At 63.6% G+C, this 17,129-nt stretch carries 17 protein-coding genes; 5 read left to right on the top strand and 12 right to left on the bottom strand.

Translation table 11 applies throughout. The annotated features are described in order from the left end of the window. Positions 1 to 11: 11 nt before the first annotated feature. From manD to QRM57_RS01020, 9 genes are read right to left on the bottom strand one after another with little or no spacing between them, the layout of a single operon-like run. Positions 12 to 1,241: a D-mannonate dehydratase ManD gene (gene manD, locus QRM57_RS01060; protein ID WP_284985223.1), complete on the bottom strand. Its 1,230-nt coding sequence runs from the start codon at positions 1,239 to 1,241 to the stop codon at positions 12 to 14. Positions 1,242 to 1,263: 22 nt separating this feature from the next. Continuing rightward, complete coding sequence (locus QRM57_RS01055) at positions 1,264 to 2,592, bottom strand: mannitol dehydrogenase family protein (RefSeq protein ID WP_284985222.1); 1,329 nt, start codon at positions 2,590 to 2,592, stop codon at positions 1,264 to 1,266. Next, the gene (uxaC, locus tag QRM57_RS01050; protein WP_284985221.1) at positions 2,589 to 3,983 is read right to left on the bottom strand and encodes a glucuronate isomerase; all 1,395 of its coding nucleotides are present in this window, start codon (positions 3,981 to 3,983) and stop codon (positions 2,589 to 2,591) included. The genes QRM57_RS01055 and uxaC overlap by 4 nt, the downstream gene beginning before the upstream one ends. A gap of 4 nt (positions 3,984 to 3,987) precedes the next feature. Continuing rightward, positions 3,988 to 4,920: a sugar phosphate isomerase/epimerase family protein gene (locus tag QRM57_RS01045; protein ID WP_284985220.1), complete on the bottom strand. Its 933-nt coding sequence runs from the start codon at positions 4,918 to 4,920 to the stop codon at positions 3,988 to 3,990. Then, positions 4,917 to 6,113, bottom strand: a complete 1,197-nt coding sequence (locus QRM57_RS01040) for a Gfo/Idh/MocA family protein (protein ID WP_284985219.1) — start codon at positions 6,111 to 6,113, stop codon at positions 4,917 to 4,919. Before QRM57_RS01040 ends, QRM57_RS01045 begins: the two co-directional genes overlap by 4 nt. After that, on the bottom strand, positions 6,110 to 6,958 hold the full coding sequence (locus QRM57_RS01035) for a sugar phosphate isomerase/epimerase family protein (RefSeq protein WP_284985218.1): 849 nt from the start codon (positions 6,956 to 6,958) through the stop codon (positions 6,110 to 6,112). Before QRM57_RS01035 ends, QRM57_RS01040 begins: the two co-directional genes overlap by 4 nt. A 2-nt stretch (positions 6,959 to 6,960) precedes the next feature. Then, a complete protein-coding gene (locus QRM57_RS01030; RefSeq protein WP_284985217.1) occupies positions 6,961 to 7,896 on the bottom strand; it encodes a carbohydrate ABC transporter permease in 936 nt (311 codons plus the stop codon). Next, positions 7,893 to 8,954 (bottom strand): carbohydrate ABC transporter permease, encoded by a 1,062-nt coding sequence (locus QRM57_RS01025; protein WP_284985216.1) that lies wholly within the window; start codon positions 8,952 to 8,954, stop codon positions 7,893 to 7,895. Before QRM57_RS01025 ends, QRM57_RS01030 begins: the two co-directional genes overlap by 4 nt. 12 nt (positions 8,955 to 8,966) lie before the next feature. Further along, complete coding sequence (locus tag QRM57_RS01020; protein WP_284985215.1) at positions 8,967 to 10,328, bottom strand: ABC transporter substrate-binding protein; 1,362 nt, start codon at positions 10,326 to 10,328, stop codon at positions 8,967 to 8,969. Between the two features lie 129 nt (positions 10,329 to 10,457). On the opposite strand from QRM57_RS01020, the gene QRM57_RS01015 reads away from it, so the two are divergent. The 5 genes from QRM57_RS01015 to QRM57_RS00995 all read left to right on the top strand — a co-directional run bounded on the left by QRM57_RS01015 (position 10,458) and on the right by QRM57_RS00995 (position 14,700). Continuing rightward, entirely contained in the window at positions 10,458 to 11,474 is a 1,017-nt protein-coding gene (locus tag QRM57_RS01015) for a LacI family DNA-binding transcriptional regulator (RefSeq protein WP_284985214.1), read from the top strand. A gap of 59 nt (positions 11,475 to 11,533) precedes the next feature. After that, on the top strand, positions 11,534 to 12,355 hold the full coding sequence (gene nadE, locus QRM57_RS01010; RefSeq protein WP_284985213.1) for an NAD(+) synthase: 822 nt from the start codon (positions 11,534 to 11,536) through the stop codon (positions 12,353 to 12,355). 220 nt (positions 12,356 to 12,575) lie between these two features. Beyond that, the gene (locus QRM57_RS01005) at positions 12,576 to 13,229 is read left to right on the top strand and encodes a PadR family transcriptional regulator (protein WP_257370086.1); all 654 of its coding nucleotides are present in this window, start codon (positions 12,576 to 12,578) and stop codon (positions 13,227 to 13,229) included. Between the two features lie 77 nt (positions 13,230 to 13,306). After that, positions 13,307 to 14,065, top strand: coding sequence for a MerR family transcriptional regulator (locus QRM57_RS01000; protein WP_284985212.1), 759 nt, complete (start codon positions 13,307 to 13,309; stop codon positions 14,063 to 14,065). A gap of 44 nt (positions 14,066 to 14,109) precedes the next feature. Further along, the gene (locus QRM57_RS00995) at positions 14,110 to 14,700 is read left to right on the top strand and encodes a TetR/AcrR family transcriptional regulator (protein ID WP_257370088.1); all 591 of its coding nucleotides are present in this window, start codon (positions 14,110 to 14,112) and stop codon (positions 14,698 to 14,700) included. Positions 14,701 to 14,719: 19 nt separating this feature from the next. Here the strand turns inward: QRM57_RS00995 and QRM57_RS00990 are convergent, their stop codons facing one another. From QRM57_RS00990 to QRM57_RS00980, 3 genes are all read right to left on the bottom strand, one after another. Then, positions 14,720 to 14,998: a winged helix-turn-helix transcriptional regulator gene (locus tag QRM57_RS00990; RefSeq protein ID WP_257370089.1), complete on the bottom strand. Its 279-nt coding sequence runs from the start codon at positions 14,996 to 14,998 to the stop codon at positions 14,720 to 14,722. After that, positions 14,995 to 15,399, bottom strand: coding sequence for a VOC family protein (locus QRM57_RS00985; protein ID WP_284985210.1), 405 nt, complete (start codon positions 15,397 to 15,399; stop codon positions 14,995 to 14,997). Before QRM57_RS00985 ends, QRM57_RS00990 begins: the two co-directional genes overlap by 4 nt. A gap of 62 nt (positions 15,400 to 15,461) precedes the next feature. After that, a complete protein-coding gene (locus tag QRM57_RS00980) occupies positions 15,462 to 17,048 on the bottom strand; it encodes a molybdopterin-dependent oxidoreductase (RefSeq protein WP_284985209.1) in 1,587 nt (528 codons plus the stop codon). Between the last annotated feature and the right edge of the window lie 81 nt (positions 17,049 to 17,129).

Raw genomic sequence — 17,129 nt, 5'->3', positions numbered from 1 at the left:
CGTGGTGGGGTTTACCAGTCGTGGACAGTTCCGTCCACGAGGCGGTTGTACGGCAGGTAGGCCTGCTGGTAGGGGAAGGCTGCCGCGGCTTCCTCGTTGAATTCGACGCCGATGCCGGGGTTGTCTCCGGGGTGCAGATAGCCGTCCTTGAAGGTCATGGACTGCTGGAAGACCTCGTTGGTCTTGTCCGAGTGCTGCATGTATTCCTGGATGCCGTAGTTGTGGATGGCCAGGCCAACGTGCAACTGGGCGGCGAAGCCCACCGGGGAAATGTCGGTGGGTCCGTGGAAGCCGGACTTGATTTGATACTGCGCGGCGAAGTCCATGACCTTCTTCAGCGGCGAGATCCCGCCGAAGTGCGTTGACGCGGCACGGACATAGTCGATCAGCTGTTCCTTGATGAGGGTCTGGAAGTCCCACACGGTATTGAAGATCTCGCCGATGGCCAACGGAGTGGTGGTGTGCTGGCGGACCACGCGCAGGCCCTCCTGGTTTTCAGCGGGTGTGCAATCCTCCAGCCAGAAGAGGTCGTATGGTTCCAGCGCCTTGCCGAGCTTGGCCGCCTGGATGGGGGTCATGCGGTGGTGCCCATCGTGCAGCAGCGGGATTTCGGGGCCGAACTCGTTGCGCACGGCTTCAAACACTGTGGGCAGGTGGCGGAGGTAGGCGCGGGTGTCCCAGTCTTCTTCCTGCGGGAACGCGCCTCGTCCGGCGGGCTCGTAGTCGTAACGTTCGCCTGAGGCCTGGGCCTGCGCGGCAACACCATACACGGCCTTGATGCCGGGAATGGCGGTCTGGATCCGGATGGACTTGTAGCCCAATTCAAGGTGCTCGCGGACGGAGTCGAACAGGGAGGGGATGTCGGAGCCCGAGGCATGGCCATAAGCCCGGAGCCCGTTCCGGGACGCTCCGCCCAGGAGCTGGTAGACCGGCATCCCGGCCAACTTGCCCTTGATGTCCCACAACGCCATGTCGACGGCGGCAATGGCCGCCATGGTGACCGGGCCCCGGCGCCAGTAGGAGCTGCGGTACAGGAACTGCCAGGTGTCCTCGATCCGGTGCGGATCCTTGCCGATGAGCAGCTGGGCCACATGCTCCTTGAGGTAGGCCGCCACAGCGAGTTCACGGCCATTCAGGGTTGCATCGCCGATGCCGGTCACACCGTCTTCCGTGGTGATGCGGAGGGTGACGAAGTTCCGGGACGGGCTGGTCACAAAGACCTCAGCGGCAGTGATTTTCATGGTTGGCATTCCTTCCAAGGGTCTATGCGTGGGTGCGGGCAGCGTCAATGGCGCTTTGCTGCCGGTGGATGTGGGAAAGCAGGGCAGTGTCTTCGGCCAGGCCCGGATTGATGAGCGCCAACAGCGCAGCGGTGCGTTGTTCGCCGTCGTGCGTTTTCGCGGTTCTGATGTCCTCTGCAAGCGGGTCCTGGACGTCTTCGGTGGCGGACACGTACGCGATCCAGGACGCGATCATGCGTGCAGCTCCGTCTCCGGAACGGCCCTGGGCGCGTTCGGCGGCCAGCACAGGCAAGGCACGCATGCGCAACTTGGTGCTCCCGTCCGTTGCGATCTGGGACAGGTGGTGGGCTATCCGCGAGTTACCGAACCTTTCCAGCAGGGCCTGCCGGTACCCCGGAACATCCAGGGCTTCACCGGACAGGTGGCGGGAAGCCTCATCCCAAAACGCCTCCACTGCGGCCCTGCACACCTCATCGGCCAGGGCTTCGGCAACAGTCGTGTGGCCCCGGACGAGTCCGGCGTACGCAAGGATGGAGTGCGCGCCGTTAAGGAGCCAGAGTTTGCGGTTCTCGTAGGGCTCCAGATCGTCCACGAAAACAGCGCCGGAGTCCTCCCAGCGGGGGCGCCCGCCCGGGAAATCTCCGCTCAGGACCCAGTTACGGAAAGGCTCCGCCACCACGGCGGCCTCATCCCGGTACCCGCACTGTTCGGCCACTTCCACAAGGTCCGCAGGCGTGGTCCGCGGCGTGATCCGGTCCACGGAAGTGCCGACGAAGCTCACATTGGCGCGGATCCATTGACCAAGGGCCGGATCAGCAGCTTCCGCAATGGCCTGCACTGCCTTCCGGGCTACCGTGCCGTTCCCCGCGAGGTTGTCGCAACTGACCACGGCGATCGGACCGGCGTCGGCATCCTTGCGGGCCGCGAGCGCTGCGACCAGGCGTGCCAGCGGCGTCTCGTCTCCGGCCGCAGCGTATGCGGCTTCGGTGATGGTCAGGGTGACCACCACGGTGGCAGGAGCTGCTATCAGCTCGGCCAACCGCTTGACGTCTGCGCCGTCCACGGCTTCGACAATGCTGCCGATGACCTCGAAGGAATCGGCTGCACCCGATCGCTCCACCAGCGTGAACACGCCGTCCTGCTCAGCCAGAATATCTGCAGCCCTTGGCCTGCGCCCCGTGAATGCGGCGATGCCCCATTCGGAGGCATCCCCGGCATGGTGGGTGTACCACGCCTGGTGCGAGCGGTGAAACGCCCCCAGGCCAAGGTGCACCATGCGCACTGGGGGCGCAGCCTGCCCGGGAAACGCGATGGCCCGGCTGAGGCGTGCCGGCAGCTGCCCGGCACTCATAGTTTGAAGACCCGTCGCGGAGAAGAATCGACGACGTCGACAATCAGCTCATGTGCGCGGTCCTCGCTGATGCGGTGCTCGGCAACGAGCCGCGCCAGGAACGAGGCCTCGATCCTGCGCGAGGCGTCATGCCGTGCCGGAATTGAGCAGAACGCCCGGGTGTCATCGATGAACCCGGACGAGCGGGAGAAGCCACTGGTTTCCGTGACGGCCGAGCGGAACCGGAGCATGGCATCGGGGGCATCCAGGAACCACCACGGGGCACCGATGTAGACCGAGGGGTAGAAACCGGCGAGTGGTGCGAGTTCGCGGGAGAAGACGGTTTCATCCAGGGTGAACAGCACCAGGTGGAAGTTATCGGCAGTACCGAAGTCCTGGAGGAGGGGCCGGACAGCCTCGGTGTAGTTGATGGCAACGGGAATGTCGTGGCCGGTGTCCGCTCCGAAAGCTTCAAAGGTGGGCTGATGGTGGTTGCGGAAGGAACCCGGGTGGATGGTCATCACCAAGCCGTCTTCCACGGACATCCTGGCCATCTGGTACATCATGTGGGCTTCGAACGCGTCGCGGTCCTGGGCGCTTGCCTGTCCGGAAAGGGCCCGGGAGAACAGGGCCTCCGCTTCGGCTTGGTCCAGCTTGAGGGTCGCGGGGGTCCTCACGCCATGGTCCGCGGACACCGCCCCGTGGTCCACGAAGTAGCGGCGGCGATTCTCCAGGGCGGTGAGGTACCCGCGGTAGCCCGTGCCGCCGTCGGACGCTTCCGCGATGAGCCGTTCCACGTTGGCTTGCCATGCGGGGTGCGCGATGTTGATATACGCGTCCGGGCGGAAAGTGGGCAGTACGCGGCCGTGGAACGATGGGTCGGCGGCCAACGCGCGGTGGCTGTCCAGGCTGTCCAAAGGATCGTCCGTGGTGGCAAGGACCTCGATATTGAAGTCCTTGAACAGCTCACGGGGGCGGAAGCCGGGCTCCGCCAGCTTCGCCGAAATCGCCTCGAAGCTGGCGTCCGCGCTCCCTGCGGACAGTTCACCCTGCCAGCCGAACACCGACTCGAACTGAGTCCGCAGCCAGTACCCGGAAGCGGTGCCATCGAACAACGGCCAGGCCTCGCAGAAGGACCGCCAGATGTTGCGCGCCCCCGCTTGTGGCTGGAGTTTGTCGAGCGGAACTCCTGAAGCGTGGATCAGCCGGGTGACGTAGTGGTCCGGTGTGACCAGCAACGCCGCAGGATCCGGGAAGGGCGTGTTCTGTTCGATCACTGCCGCATCCACGTGGCCGTGCGGAGAAATGATGGGCAGGTCCTGGACCCGCTCCAACAAGGCACGCGCGATGCTGCGCGTCCCCGGATCCGCCGGGAGCAGGCGGTCGGGGTGGGTGGCAAGGGACTGGGACATGGAGTCAGCCTTTCGGGATGGAACCGGCGGGGAGATCGGCGCTGGCAGGAACTGACAATCCGGCCAGCTCTGCCACCCGGCGCAAGTACTGAAGGTTGCCTGCGGTGCGTTCGGCGAGTGGAAGGGCGGTGGAAAAGTCCTCCACCGTGACCCAGTCGTCGTAACCGACGTCGGCCAGTGCTTTGAAGTAGGCAAGCACGCTCCCCTGCCCTTCGGCGAGCGGCGCCCACTCGTTCTGCCACACCGCCGCCCCGGACTCGTCACGTTCTCCTGCCTGTACCCAGCGAGCGTTCTTCACATGGATGTGCGACAGGTAGGGCCCCAACAGTTCAAGGGCCGGCAGCGGAGACTCCCAGCCTTCGATCAGCAGGTTGCCGAGGTCGTGAATGACCCCGACGTGCCGTGGATCCAGGCCTTCCAGGAGGCGACGGGCGGACGAAGCAGATGCGGTCACCGTCCCGTGATGCAGCTCCACAAGTGCCTTGACACCGTGGTGTGCGGCACGACCGGCCACCCATTCGTAGTGTTCCCGTGTGGCCTCGAAGAGCTCCGGGTAGGACACTCCGCTGGGTTCGCCCCCTCCCATGGTGGAGTTACCCAGCGGCAGCACGTTGACCCGGACCTGCCGTGCTCCCAACGCGGCCGTGGCGGCGAGGACGCGCTCCACGCCGTCGTGGTTATCGCAGCGGGCGTAACCGCCCAGGCCGGAGTACTCCAGGCCGGCGTCCGAGGTGATCCGGGCAATCTCCGGCAGCGATTCCTCCAGGCCGGTCATGGGCCATGTGGCCTTGTTTCCGGCCCAGAACCCGGGTTCCGGAGATTCAGCCTGGTCCGTGACCCGCCATTCGATGCCGTCCCAGCCCTGTGCCGCCAGTTCAATGGCTGCTTCCTGCGGTGTCCATTCCGGCGTCGAGGCCGTGAAGACGGAGAATTTCATGCGGAGACCTCCTCGAAGTGCCCGTTGCCGGTGCGCACCTCAACGTCGTTGTACTTGCCGGCAACCACGTCCGCAATGAGCACTGGGCGGCCAAGGGTGGCCGAGACGTACAGCGCGCGTACGGTGGCCAATGCCCGCACTGCGTCCTCGACGGTGACCCCTGCCGGCCGGCCGTTGCGGATGGCTTCCACCACGTCCCGGTATTGGCGGATGTGTCCGGCCGGATAGACGGTGGGGTCCAGGTTGGATTGCGGCGCCGCTTCAGCGAATTTTGCGAGTTCCTCCTCGGCCTGGTTGCCCGCGCCAGGCATTCCCATCGGTCCACCCTGGGTCTCTTCCTCGGAGGACGCAGCATGGAAGAACTGGAGGTTGTCGCTGTCAATCACTGCCGAGCCTTTGCTGCCCATGACCTGAAGCCTGACGCTGAGCCCGGGATAGGCGGCGGTGGTGGCATGGAGTACCGCAAGCGCGCCGGATTCGAACGTCACCGTGGCCACCGCGGTGTCCTCGACTTCAACGCCGGTGTGTGCCAGCAGGGCCGTCTTGGCGCTGATCTCCACCGGGGTGCCCAGGAACCACAGCAGGAGATCCACTGTGTGCACGCCCTGGTTCATTACGGCCCCGCCACCGTCCATGGCCCAGGTGCCTCGCCAGGCGCCGGAGTCGTAATAGCCCTGGCTGCGATACCAGCTCACCGAGGCGATGGCCGAGGTCAGCCGGCCGAAGCGTCCGGCCCGGCGGGCTTCGTCCACCACGATGCTCGCGGGATCGAAGCGGTGCTGGCTGATGACGCTGGCCACCAGGCCCTTTCCTTCAGCTGCTTTGGCTGCCGCCAGGATCTCGTCGGTACGGTTCAGGTTCACATCCAGCGGCTTTTCGATCACCACGTGCTTGCCGGAGTTGAGCACCTCCAGCGCCTGCTCAATGTGAAGTCCGCTGGGTGTGGCAATGATGACAAGATCGACGGCGGCACCTGCGAACGCTTCGTCCAGGCTCCGGAAGGTGGCCGGCCGGGCGGCACCCTGGTCTTCGATGTGCTGGGCCAAGGCATCCGCGGCTTCTGCGATTTCGTCCACCAAGGCCGTGACCTGCAGGTCCGCGATCGCGGCAACGGACGCAGCGTGCGTGCGCCCGATGGTGCCGCAACCGGCGATGGCGACGTTGATGATGGGGTTGGACGATTCGGTGCTCATTTGGTTTCCACTCCTGCTTCGTTGACGACTTTGGCAAAGGCTCGGGCTGCCATCCCGAAAGCGGTCGGCCCGGAGAAGCCGCCCAGTCCATGGGCCCCGGCCAGATGGGGCTCAAGGCTTGCGAATCCTACGAATCCGTCGGCCTTCAGCGCCTCCACCGTGCGGAGCAGGTCGCCGTCGCCCTCACCGGCAGGAACCACGACGGCGTCCGCGAACCGCGCGTCCTTGACCTGCAGGTATTCCAGGTGGGGACGGAGTTTTGCGTAGCCCTCATCGAAAGGCTTCACCCCTACCTGGACGAAGTTGGCCGGATCCCAGGCGACCTTCAAGGCCGGCGAGTTTACGGACTCGATGATGTCCAGGACGCGGTCGGGGGTATCGCCGAAAATGTCTTTCTCGTTCTCGTGGAGAAGGACCACTCCGGACCGTTCGGCGACGTCGGCCAGGGCACGCATCCGCTCAATGACATCGTCCCGGATGCTGTCCACGGCCACTCCTTCCCCGTAGTAGAAGGAAAAGATGCGGATGTAGCGGGAACCAAGAACCTGGGCGGCGTTGACTGCCCGTTGAAGTCGCTCAACCTCGTGTTCCACCGGCAGCGTGACGTCCACTTTGCCGATTGGCGAAGCGATGGCCGAAACACCCATTCCCGCTGCATCGAGCAGTTTCTTGAGTTCGGTCAACTGCCCCGACGTCAGATCCACGATGTTGGTTCCCCACGCACTGCGGACTTCAATGTGGTTCGCTCCCAGGGCCTGGAGCACCGCGATCTGCAGGACCGGGTCGTCGTCGATCTCGTCTCCGAAGCCCGAAAGCGTCCACTGGACTGTTGCTTGACCGGTCATTGCTACTTAACTCCTCCGGCGGTGAGACCGCCCACTAGGTAACGTTGGAAAATCAGGTAGAGAATCACGACGGGCGCCGCACAAACCAGCGAAGCCGCCATCATTTGGCCGTAGAAGGGAATGGCTCCACCCTCCTGCGAAGCGCCGAAGATCTGGAGGGCTACCGCTGCCGTCTGGCTTTCGGGGCGGGTCATCACCGAGGCAAAGAGGACATCGTTCCAGCCCAGCAGGAAAGCAAAGATCCCCGAGACCACGATTCCGGGCCAGCTGAGCGGGAGGATGATCCGGACCAGGACGCCAAGGTTGCTGGCACCGTCGATCCTTGCTGCCTCTTCCAGTTCGCGCGGCAGGCCGCGCAGATAGGTGACCATCACCCACGTGGAGAACGGCATGGCGAACGTCAGGTACGTGACAAAGAGGCCCCATTGCGTACCGATCACCTGGATGCCAAGGTAGCTGGCGGCTGAGGAGAAGAGCACGAATACCGGAAGGACCATCAGGGTACCCGGCACCGATTGCAGGGCCAGCAGGCCACGGAGAATAGTGAGCCGCCCGCGGAACTGGTAGCGGACCAGGACATAGGCGATGGACACGGACATGGCTGCCGACACCACCGCAGTAGCCCCCGCGACCAGGACGCTGTTGGCAAGCCCCTTGGCCAGGCCCACGCTGGACCAGATCTTGGTGTAGTTCTCCAGCGAGAAGCTTGACGGCCAGAATTCACCCTTAGCCACGCCGATGTCGGAATTCACCGAGGCCAAAAAGATGTAGGCCACGGGGATGAGCACTATGGCACTTAGCACCGTCAGGATGATCGCCAGCATTGGACCAGGTAAGAGACGGGTTACTTCGTTCTGCCGCTTGGAACCAGGCCGGAACGTGCTTCCCGCCGTGCCGCCGTGGGCCGTGCCGCGCACTGAGGTGGTTGACGCGCTCACTTCTTGCCTCCAGGCGTCTCGGCGTCGTCAAGCTTGACGGCGCGCAGGTAGATGAACAGCGGAATGGCGATCAGCACCAGGGACACGAAGGCCATGGCCGCACTGAGACCGAAGCGGAAGCTCTGGAAGCTGGTGACGTACGTGAGGATCGGAAGCACTTCGACGTCGGACGGGGCCGGTACGCCGAACAGGACGTACGGGAGCGTGAAGTTATTGATGTGGTGCAGCATGCCGATCAGGAATGCCAGCGACAACGGACCCTTGAGGTACGGGAAGATGACGTACCGCAGCTTGTTCCACCACAAGGCGCCGTCCAGGGCCGAGGCCTCATGGACTTCGTGATCCACGGATTGCAGGCCGGAGAGTGCCAGCAGGTAGATAAACGGCCAGGACGCCCAGATCTGGACCAGGATCAGCGTCCAGTACGTTTGCGGTCCGTTGAGCCACAAGCCACCGTCAACGCCGAACACACCCAGGGCCGAGTTGACGACTCCGTCGGGCTGGAACATGGTCCGCCATACGGTTGCCACCACAAAGGACGGCAGCACGTACGGGATCAGGAAAATCGAGCGCACCAGGGCGCGGCCTTTGAACGAATTCTGCGTGGCAACAGCCGCTGCGATGCCCAGCGGCAAGGTGACGAGCATGGCGATCAGCGAGTAGCTGACGCTCAGCCACACCGAGTGCAGCAGCGGCGAATCGGTCAGGGCCTCCACAAAGTTCCCGACGCCGATGAACGGCGCGCTGATCCACTTGCGCAGCGAGTACTGGTCGAGGTTGAGCGTCGACATGTAGATGCCCAGGAACAGCGGCACCACGATGATGACGAACATCAGCAAACCGCCGGGAATCAGCATCCATAGGGGTCGATTGCGCTCGCTCAGGCCCTTGCGGCGGACGGGCTTCCGGTCACCGCCGGCTGGCTGGAAGGTTCCGGTGCCTGCGGTCGGCGAGTCACCGGCGTCGAGCGCTGGCTTTGTCGGCCCGGACCGGGCCAGCTGCCCGCGGGCAGCCGGACCGGACACGGGTTTCATTTCCCTGAAGGAATCCGTGGACATGGGAGGCCCTGCCTAGGACTTCGCAGCCCGGTCGAGGGAAGCCTGGCCCTTGGACTGGGCGTCCTTCAAGCGTGATTCCAGGGCACTCTCATCAACAGATCCCTTGGCCAGGTCCGGGATGGACTGGACCGTGACGTTCAGGAGCCCCAGCTGGATGTCGCCCCATGCGCCAGTGAAGGGAGTTGCCTTCGACTTGCCGGCAGCATCTGCGATCGGCTTCAGCTTCGGATCGGTCAGGGTGGCGAGTGCCTCGGCGTTTGCGGGGAGCTCACCGAAGATCTTCTGATAGTTCAGCTGCTCGTCCTTGGACGTAATCATCTCGATGTAGGCGAACGCCAGGTCCTTCTGCTGGGAGTAGTCCGCGACCACGACGTTGTCGCCGGAAAGGATGCTGGCGGCCTTGTCACCGTCGCCCTTGGGGGAAGACTCGCCCGGCGCTGTCGTGGGCATGAGGGAGTAGGCGTACTTGCCGGCAATGGCGGACTTGTCCAAGGTAGGAATGGAGCTGGAGGTGGTCATCATCAGGTATCCGGCCTTGCCGGAGGCGAAGGCTGCAACCGCGTTGCTGTTGCTCCAGCCGATCGCTGCCGGATCCACCACCTTGTCCTTGGTGAGCCAGCCGAAGTAGGTTTCGTAGGCCTTCTTGACCGTGGGGTCATCCATCTTCAGCTTGTTGCCGTCCACCAGCGGGTTGCCTGCCTGAACGGACATGGCCCAAATGAACTTCCAGGGATCAAAATTGTCCTTGTACCCGGTGGCCAGGCCGTAGGTTCCGGTCCCGGCGTTGGTCATCTTCTTTGCCTGGTCGGCGAGCTCATCCCAGGTGGTCGCAGGCTTCTCGATGCCGGCGGCCGCAAGAAGGTCCTTGTTGTACGCCATGACGAACGGACGGCTGACAAACGGGATGCCCGCCTGATGATCGGAGTCCGGGCCTGAAATGCCAAGGGCGGCCGGGTTGAACCGGTCCTTCCCGCCGACCTTCTTCCAGTCGTCATCGGAAAGTGTCACGAAGGCCTTGGTGGCGTAGGCGGTGGGCGTGAACGTGGTGCCCAAGCTGTAGACGTCCGGGCCTTGGCCGGAAACAACGGAAGTTTGGATACGGGTCAGTTCATCGTTGGCTGAGGCAAAGGTTTCGAACTTCACTTCGGCGCCGGTCTTGGCCTTGAACTTGGCGGCAATGTCGCTCTGCCACTTCTTTTGTTCTTCCGGGTATTGATTGTTGACACCGGTCAGGACATTCAGTGTCTTGCCTGCTCCGTCGACGGCACCTCCGGAGCTGGCCGACGTGCTGCTGCCGCTCCCCCCACAGGCTGTCAGTGCCAAAGTGGCCGTCAAAGCGACGGCGGCAAGTTTGGCTGATGGTGCAAACCTCATTGTTTCCTCCTTGGATACACAGCCCGATAGTGGTCCACGTCACAGGGGCTTTCGGCTTCGAGTCTAGGAGTGTGGCAAGGATGCGGCAAGCGGTTGCCAAAAGTTGCCATTAGATGGTGCAATCTTTTTATGGCTGAGACGAACGGGCGGGGATCCGCACCCACAATCAAGGATGTTGCTGCCTTGGCGGGAGTGGCCACATCCACTGTCTCCAGGGCCCTTTCCAATCCGGACCGCGTGAACAGGGCAACGCGTGAACGCATCGAGAAAGTGGCCGCCGAGCTCAACTACGTCCCCAGTTCGCAGGCCCGCAGCCTTAGCTCCGGCCGAACCAATGCCATCGCCCTGCTGGTTCCCGATGTCACCAACCCGTTCTACTTCGATATCATCCGGGGCACCCAAAACCAGCTCAAAGCCGCCGGCTATACGCAGCTTCTGGTGGATACGGAAGAGTCAGCTGAAATGGAAGCAGACACCCTCCAGAAAATGCAGCGGACCGCTGACGGATTCATCCTCGCCGCATCGCGCCTCACCGACGCCCAGATCCTTGAGGCAGCAACCTCACAGGCAATCGTCACCATTAACCGTTCCTCAGCCAACGCCCCCACGGTGGTCATCGACACCCCCGGAGCCGTGGTCCAGGCCCTTGAACACCTCACGTCGCTGGGCCACACCAGGATCTGCTACGTCGGGGGCCCGGCGTCGTCATGGTCAAACGCCAAACGCTGGAAGACTTTTGAGGAGGAAAGCCGCGATCGGGGACTGACGACCTCCCGGGTAGGACCCTTCACCCCCAAAACAACGTCCGGAGCAGCAGCCGCCGACGCCGCAGCGCGAACCGGGGCAACGGCCTGCATCGTCTTCAACGACCTCCTGGCCATCGGCATGCTGCAGCGCCTCCGGGAGCGCGGGATCCGCGTTCCTGAAGACATGAGCATTGTGGGTTGCGACGACATTTTCGGCGCCGACTTCTGCAATCCACCCCTCACCACCATGGCTTCACCCATTGAGCAGGCAGGGCGGGTGGCCGTGTCCATGCTCCTCGCCCAACTGGATCCCCTTCACGCCGGTTCCAGCCGGCGGCTCGCCGTCATGCCCACCCACCTCACCGTCCGCGGTTCCACCGGCCCGGCGCCCTCCAAATAAGCCGAATCACGGCGCAATATGGTTGAGCCTTTGTGACCGGGCTGACTAGTGTGGAACACATGCGCGAACTCCAGGCCAAGATCATTGAGGAAATGGGCGTCCAGCCCCGGATCGATCCTGCGGAGGAGATCCGCAAGCGGGTCGCCTTCCTGAAGAACTACCTGAAAGCTACCGGCACCAAAGGGTTCGTTTTGGGCATCTCCGGGGGCATCGACTCTTCGCTTGCCGGCCGCCTGGCCCAATTGGCTGTGGAGGAACTGGAAGCCGACGGCGTGGACGCGAACTTCGTCGCGGTCCGCCTCCCCTACGGCATCCAGCACGATGAAGACGACGCCCAGGCTGCTTTGGATTTCATCAAGGCAAAGACCGAGTGGACCTACAACATCTCCCAAGCCGTGGACGGTTTCGAGGAAGAGTTCGAAAAGACCACCGGTGCGCCAATCTCCGACTTCCACAAGGGCAACACCAAGGCCCGCGCCCGCATGATCGCCCAGTATGCGCTGGCCGGCGAACACAACTACCTGGTGATCGGAACCGACCACGGAGCGGAGTCCGTGACGGGCTTCTTCACCAAATTCGGCGACGGCGGCGCGGACATCCTGCCGCTGTTCGGCCTCAACAAGCGCCAGAACCGTGCACTCCTGGCCGAACTCGGCGCTCCGTCGCGCGTCTGGGACAAGGTTCCCACCGCGGACCTCCTGGACGACAAGCCCGGCCGCACCGATGAGGACGAGCTCGGCATCACCTACGACCAGATCGACGATTACCTAGAGGGGCGCGAGGTACCCGAGGCAGTTGCGGAGATCATCGAGCAGAAGTACCTGCGCACGCGCCACAAGCGCACGGTTCCGGTGACCATCTTCGACACCTGGTGGAAATAGCCCACCCTCTAACCACATCGGCCTAAACCACGACGGCGGGTGCCGGCTTCCGTACGGAAGTCCGCATCCGCCGTCGTGCTTTAAGCACCCTCTCTCACATCCCACCCCCTTCCCCCAAACGCTCACTCACAAACCCTTGACGTCGCGATAGATACCGATATATCGTTAACTATCGCCGATACTCCTTCGGCGTAACAACAACCGAAAGGACGATGCTGCTATGAAAGGCATCAACGAACACGACAACAATTTCCCGGATCACGGACATGGACACCCCGAGCACGAACACGGCCGGGGCCGCTTCAATCGCGGCAAGGGTCGTCGCGGTCCGGGCGGCCACGGCGGGGGTGGATTCGGTCCCGGCGGCTTCGGCCCAGGATTCGGCCCTGGTGGTTTCGGACCCGGCTTCGGCCCCAGGGGTTTCGGCCCCGGCGGCTCCCGCCGGGCCAACCGAGGCGACGTCCGCGCGGCTATCCTCTCCCTGCTGGCAGAGGCGCCGTCCAATGGATACGGGCTGATCAAGACCATCGCCGAGAAGACGTCCGGAGCCTGGCGCCCCAGCCCGGGCTCGGTTTATCCCACACTGCAGCAGCTGGTCGATGAAGAATTGATCGTCGCTGTCGGCGAGGGACGCCGCACCGAATTCACGCTTACTGAAGACGGCAAGGCCTACATCGCCGAGCACGAAGAAGAGCTTGCCAATGCCTGGAACACCGAGGCAGACGGCACCGGCGCCGCGTTCCACCAGAGCGTCGGAAAGCTCATGGGCGTCATCCACCAGTTCCGGGCGGCGGCCACCGACGAACAGCGCCAGGCTGCCATTGAAAAGCTGGACGAGACCCGTCGGGCGCTCTACCTGATCCTGGCCGACTAATGCCTACCGAAGCCCCCTTGACCTTGACGTAACGTCAACCTCTACTGTCGAAAGTACAAGCACAGGACGGGGGACGGATGGACTGGTCAATCCAGGAAATCGCGAAAATGGCAGGAACCACCAGCCGCACGCTGCGTCATTACGACGACATTGGGCTGCTGAAACCAAGCCGGACCGGCCATAACGGCTATCGCTACTATGACGGTCCGGCCTTGGTTCAGCTGCAGCGCATCCTCCTGCTACGGGAGCTGGGTCTCGGCCTGCCGGCGATCGCCGAAGTGCTCCACCGCGAGACGGACACCGTCAAAGCGTTGAGCAGCCACCTGGAATGGCTCGCCCGCGAGCAGGACCGGCTTACCCGGCAGATCGCGTCCGTCCGGCAAACCATCGACACGTTGAAAGGGGATGGAAAGTACATGGCACAGGACATGTTTGACGGCTTCGACCACACTCAGTACAAGGACGAGGTGGAGGAGCGTTGGGGCAAGGACGCCTACGCGGGCGGTGATTCGTGGTGGCGCAGCATGAGCCCCGACGAGAAGCAGCAGTGGAAGGATCGCCTGCAGAAGTTGAGTGCCGACTGGATTGTCGCTGCCCAATCCGGCGTTTCTCCCGGGAGCGCCGAGGCGCAGGATCTCGCCCGACGCCACGTTGAGTGGCTGCGCGGCATACCGGGAACCCCGACGGCGGCGCCCGGCGGAGACGTCAAAGGTTACGTCACGGGACTCGGCGAAATGTATGTGGCGGATCCTCGCTTCGGCGCCAACTATGGCGGGGAGGCAGGGGCGACGTTTGTCAGGGATGCCCTGCGGGCTTACGCGGAAGAGAACCTGTAGACGGTCAGGATGCGCCGACCCGAGTTAGGCAATAGTCTGGCCGAATGGGTACAAGCACCGCTAAAACCGGCGAACAGGCTGACAGACAGACGCGCATCCTGGAAGCGGCCCTGGAACTACTGTCCCGCCACGGCATTTCCGGCATCAACATGAGGGCGGTCGCGCGTGAAGCCGGCGTGGCACTGGGACTGGTGAATTACTACTACGAAGACAAGTCGAGCCTGATCAGGGCGGTGCTGCACCAGATCGAAGAGCACGACCTCCTGCTGGTGGAGCCGGCTCCCACCTCGGCCCCGGATGAGCAACTCCGGGAATCACTCCGGCGGGTCGCCGACCCCGGGCTCCTCACAACGCCATATTTGTCACTCCGCCTCCACCTGTGGGCCCTGGCCCAGGCGCACGAGGACTTCGCGCAGATCAACGCCGCGGCCTTTGACAGGTATCTCCAAGGGCTTGCGGCGTTGATCGGCAACGCCGTTCCCGGGCTTTCCGTGGATGAATGCAAGGACCGGGCGTCCGACATCGTCGTTGTGCAAAACGGCATGTGGCTCACCACCCTGCTGGGCATAGACAAGGCAGCCATCGAGCGGGGAATCGCGCGCACGGAAGAGATTGCGTTCGCCCCTGGCAGCTAAAGACCGTTACCGGTCCTGGCTACTTTTCGTCGCCCCAGCGAGCCAAGGCGTCGATAGCTTCACTAAGGGCGCGTCCGCGATCGGTCAACGCGTAAGCGCGGGTGTTGTGCCGAAGCGGCAGCCGGACCAGGACCCCGGCGGCCTCGAGCTCCCGCAAGCGGGTTGCCAGCATGTTGGTTGGCACACCAAGGTCGCGTTGAAGGTCACCGTAGCGCTGTGGCCCGTCGAGGAGGCGTTCCACAATGAGCAGCGCCCACCGTGCTCCGACAATGTCGAGGGCAGCGGCGAGGTTGCTCACGCCGTGGGATCGGTATCCGGCTTCATCCAAAACGGCGAGTAGTGGTAGCCGTCGGGGTCGTCGAATTGGCGTTGGTACATGAAGGGGTAGTCGTCGGTGTCACCGATCCGCCCACCGGCAGCTGCGGCGCGCTCAATGATCTGGTCCACCGCCTCCCGGCTGTCCATGTCGAAGGAAACGGTGACTTTGGAGGGGGTTTCGGGTCCACCGATGATGTCCTCGGTTCCCCCAACGCTCGCGTACATCTCGCGGCTGCCGAGCATGACGTACTGCTCCGGCGCGATCTCGAAGCAGGACACATTGTGGTCGGACATCTTGGTGTTGAGGGTCCAACCGAGAGCGGTGTAGAAGGCGGTGGTGCGTTCGACGTTTTCGACGGGGCAGGTGATGAAAAGGCTCATGCGGCCCATACTTGCAAAATGCAAGTAACCCGTCAACCCCCACCGGGAACCGGATACCCGGACTACTCCACCGTCACCATCACCGACGGCCAGCCCGAGGCTCCATCGGGCACCGGATCGGCGCGCTTTTCCGTCTGGGTTTCACCGGTTCCGTCGGTGGCACGTGCTTTGACGTAGTGGATGCCGGGTGTGGCATCCCATTCGTAGGACCACTGACGCCAAGTCACCGTGGAGGCTTCGGTGGAGAGGGTTGCCTCCACCCATTCGCCGTCGTCGATCTGCACTTCCACCTTGGTGATGCCGCGCGTCTGGGCCCAAGCGGTGCCACCCACAGCTACCTTCCCCGGCGGGAACTTCGCGAAGGACTTCGGTACGTCCACACGTGCCATGGTCTTGATGGGCCCACGTTCCGACCATCCGCGCTCAGTCCAGTAAGCCTTGCTGTCCGCAAAGCGGGTGACTTCCAGATCCACCACCCATTTGGTCGCGGAAACGAAGCCATACAGCCCCGGAACCACCATGCGCACAGGGTATCCGTGTTCGACAGGCAGGGGCTCACCGTTCATGCCAATGGCCAGCATGGCGTCGCGGTCATCCTGCAGGACATCCAGCGGAGTGGAGGCGCTAAAACCGTCAATGGACTTTGAGAGCACCATGTCCGCGCCCTCCTTCGGCTTGGCCCTTTTCAGGACTTCGCGTATGGGGAAGCCCAACCACTTGGCGTTGCCGGCCAACTTGCCACCCACAGGGTTGGAGACGCAGGTCAGGGTGACGTGGGATTCGATCAAGTCCGCGTCCAGCAGGTCCTGGAAAGTCAGGGTGACCTCCTGTTCCACCATTCCGTGCACCCGGAGTGACCAATCTTTGACGTTGATCTCCGGGACACTCAGGGCCGTGTCAATGCGGTAGAACTCGTTGTTCGGCGTCAGCCAGGGAAAGACTCCCGGAACCGGAGACTGGACCCCGGCGGGCACGGCGGCGGCGGCCTTGACCGGCGCCGGGAGGCGAAGGGCGTCCCGGGCCTGCGCAACATTGTTGCGCGCGGCGCTCAGAAGCCTGCCACCGGTTGCCGCTATTCCTGCCGCGACTGCGGCAACCCCTGCCGCAGCGAAGAAGCGACGACGGCTGGCGCCGGCGCCCCCAACCCGGCTATCGGCGTCGGCCGCTATGTCAGAAGGAGCTTCCGGCCACGCCTTCAGTCCCCACAGCGGCACCATGAGCCGACGCAGGACGATGAGGCCGGCGATCGTTCCCAGGACGGAAGGGATGGCATCGACGGGCCCCACACCTGCGCGGGTCACGACGGAAGCCACTATTACCGTGCCCATGAACAGCACACCCAGGACCCCGAGGGCCCACTTCCGGTAGGCCACTATGCCCAGGACGCAGGCCAGCAGGGCGATCGTCAGGCCCATGCCTACGAACAGGGCGGCCTTGTCGTTGGTACCGAACGTAGCGATCGCGAAGTCCTTCATCCACGGGGGCGTGAAGTCGATGAACGTGGAGCCAAGGGCGAACACCGGCGTTGCCCTGGCGGTGAAGAAGGCGCCGATCAGTTCCGCAACCGCGAGTACGACGGCGGCCGACACCACGCCTGCCAGCGCGGCCATGGTTTGGGGGCCTTTATTCCGGAGTCCGAGCTTTTTCATGACAGTGGTTCGTAGCGGGCGGGAGCGGGGATGGGTGCCGACCCCTCATGACACACAACAGCACTTTGAACAGATGTTCAT

It is taken from the genome of Arthrobacter sp. fls2-241-R2A-172, assembly GCF_030208885.1.
Classification (GTDB): Bacteria; Actinomycetota; Actinomycetes; order Actinomycetales; family Micrococcaceae; genus Arthrobacter.
The sequence above is the reverse complement of the archived record's forward strand: the minus strand, read 5'-3'. Positions and strand labels throughout refer to the sequence as shown.